This window comes from Lactobacillus kitasatonis DSM 16761 = JCM 1039, assembly GCF_000615285.1.
Classification (GTDB): domain Bacteria; phylum Bacillota; class Bacilli; order Lactobacillales; family Lactobacillaceae; genus Lactobacillus; species Lactobacillus kitasatonis.
On the sequence record NZ_BALU01000025.1, the window covers coordinates 1 to 3,189 of the forward strand.

At 49.9% G+C, this 3,189-nt stretch carries 2 rRNA genes; both read right to left on the reverse strand.

Annotated features, from left to right (window positions below):
• Positions 1 to 2 precede the first annotated feature (2 nt).
• A 5S ribosomal RNA gene (rrf, locus tag JCM1039_RS09910) occupies positions 3 to 119 on the reverse strand.
• A gap of 69 nt (positions 120 to 188) precedes the next feature.
• Positions 189 to 3,095, reverse strand: a 23S ribosomal RNA gene (locus JCM1039_RS09915).
• Positions 3,096 to 3,189 lie beyond the last annotated feature (94 nt).

Sequence of the window (3,189 nt, forward strand, 5' to 3'; positions counted from 1 at the left end):
GAGCACGGCAGCTTCCTTTCCTCGCAGGCAGTTGCCCACCAACTACTTTCGGCGTTAAGAAGCTTAACTTCTGTGTTCGGCATGGGAACAGGTGTATCCTTCTTGCTTTCGCCACCGTACTCTTTTGAGCTACTACGCTCAAAACTAAACATAATCTTTCGCAAAAAACCTTTTCAGATCGCTTCGCTTTGGTCAAGTCCTCGACTGATTAGTACTGGTCCGCTCCATTCTTCACAGAACTTCCACTCCCAGCCTATCTACCTCATCGTCTCTGAGGTGTCTTACTGCTTACGCAAAGGAAATCTCATCTTGAGGGGGGCTTCGCACTTAGATGCTTTCAGCGCTTATCCCTTCCGCACATAGCTACCCAGCGATGCCTTTGGCAAGACAACTGGTACACCAGCGGTGCGTCCATCCCGGTCCTCTCGTACTAAGGACAGCTCCTCTCAAATTTCCTACGCCCACGACGGATAGGGACCGAACTGTCTCACGACGTTCTGAACCCAGCTCGCGTGCCGCTTTAATGGGCGAACAGCCCAACCCTTGGGACCGACTTCAGCCCCAGGATGCGACGAGCCGACATCGAGGTGCCAAACCTCCCGTCGATGTGAACTCTTGGGGGAGATAAGCCTGTTATCCCCAGGGTAGCTTTTATCCGTTGAGTGATGGCCCTTCCATACGGTACCACCAGATCACTAAGCCCGACTTTCGTCCCTGCTCGAGTTGTCTCTCTCGCAGTCAAGCTCCCTTATACCTTTACACTCTGCGAATGATTTCCAACCATTCTGAGGGAACCTTTGGGCGCCTCCGTTACACTTTAGGAGGCGACCGCCCCAGTCAAACTGCCCACCTGACACTGTCCCTGACCTGGCTTACAGGTCGAGGTTAGAGCATCCTTCAAACAAGGGTAGTATCCCAACATTGCCTCCTGCAAGACTAGCGTCCTGCATTCTCTGGCTCCTACCTATCCTGTACATGTTTAAAAGATACTCAATATCAAGCTACAGTGAAGCTCCATGGGGTCTTTCCGTCCTGTCGCGGGTAACCCGCATCTTCACGGGTATTATAATTTCACCGAGTCTCTCGTTGAGACAGTGCCCAAATCATTACACCTTTCGTGCAGGTCGGAACTTACCCGACAAGGAATTTCGCTACCTTAGGACCGTTATAGTTACGGCCGCCGTTTACTGGGGCTTCAATTCAAACCTTCGCTTACGCTAAGCTCTCCTCTTAACCTTCCAGCACCGGGCAGGTGTCAGCCTCTATACGTCATCTTACGATTTTGCAGAGACCTGTGTTTTTGATAAACAGTTGTTTGGGCCTATTCACTGCGGCTAACCACTCTCATGGCCAGCACCCCTTCTTCCGAAGTTACGGGGTCATTTTGCCGAGTTCCTTAACGAGAGTTCTCTCGCTCACCTTAGTGTTCTCCACTCGACTACCTGTGTCGGTTTGCGGTACGGGTATGTTCTCTCTGGCTAGAAGCTTTTCTTGGCAGTGTGACTACATCACCTTCGCTACTTTAACTTCGCTACTCTTCACAGCTCATGTTGCTGGTTAGAAGCATTTGACTCTTAACCGCACTCGCTGCTTGAACATCGATCCAGCTCGATGCGTGTTTCGCCTCCTGCGTCCCTCCATCGCTCATAACGATTGAACACAGTACAGGAATCTCTACCTGTTATCCATCGACTACGCCTCTCGGCCTTGCCTTAGGTCCCGACTTACCCTGGGCGGACGAGCCTGCCCCAGGAAACCTTAGTCTTTCGGCGGATAGGATTCTCACCTATCTTTCGCTACTCATACCGGCATTCTCACTTCTAAGCGCTCCAATTATTCTCTCGATTAACCTTCGCCGCACTTAGAACGCTCTCCTACCACGTGCTCTTTAAAACACATCCACAGTTTCGGTACTATGCTTAGCCCCGGTAAATTTTCGGCGCAGCGCCACTCGACTAGTGAGCTATTACGCACTCTTTGAATGATGGCTGCTTCTGAGCCAACGTCCTAGTTGTCTACGCAACTCCACATCCTTTTCCACTTAGCATAGATTTGGGGACCTTAACTGGTGATCTGGGCTGTTTCCCTTTCGACTACGGATCTTATCACTCGCAGTCTGACTCCCGTGTATGGATATATGGAATTCGCAGTTTATCTGGATTCAGTAACCCCTGACGGGCCCCTAGTCCAAACAGAGCTCTACCTCCATTATCCTCTCCACGAGGCTAGCCCTAAAGCTATTTCGGAGAGAACCAGCTATCTCCAAGTTCGTTTGGAATTTCACCGCTACCCACAACTCATCCCCGCAATTTTTAACTTACGTGGGTTCGGCCCTCCAGTGCGTTTTACCACACCTTCAGCCTGGTCATGGGTAGGTCACTTGGTTTCGGGTCTACGTCAACTAACTTTTCGCCCTATTCAGACTCGCTTTCGCTCCGGCTCCGTCTTTTCTGACTTAACCTCGCTAGTTAACGTAACTCGCCGGTTCATTCTACAAAAGGCACGCCATTGCACTTTAATGTGCTTTGACTACTTGTAGACACACGGTTTCAGGTTCTCTTTCACTCCCCTTCCGGGGTTCTTTTCACCTTTCCCTCACGGTACTGGTTCACTATCGGTCACTAATTAGTATTTAGCCTTGCGAGATGGTCCTCGCGGTTTCAACCGGGATTCCTCGTGTCCCGGCCTACTCAGGATTCTGCTAAGCGCGCTTGAAATTTCGCTTACGGGGCTCTCACCCTCTCTGGCTTACCTTCCCAGATAATTCTGCTATCTCTCACGCTACTACATCGCAGTCCTACAACCCCAAATGATAAATCACTTGGTTTGGGCTCTTTCCTCTTCGCTCGCCGCTACTAAGGAAATCGATTTTTCTTTCTCTTCCTGCAGCTACTTAGATGTTTCAGTTCACTGCGTATTCCTTTGCATGACTATCTATTCATCATACAATAATGCATCGCTGCATTGGGTTCCCCCATTCGGACATCTCCGGATCACTGCGTACTTACCGCTCCCCGAAGCTTTTCGTAGTTCGTCACGTCCTTCATCGGCTTTTAGTGCCTAGGCATTCACCGTGCGCCCTTTTCTACTTGACCTTACTCAAGAATTCTCTTCTCGGTCGCTCTACAATCTGTTCTCTTTGATTGTCTCGGTTTTTTGCTTGGATTATATTCAGTTTTCAATGTACTA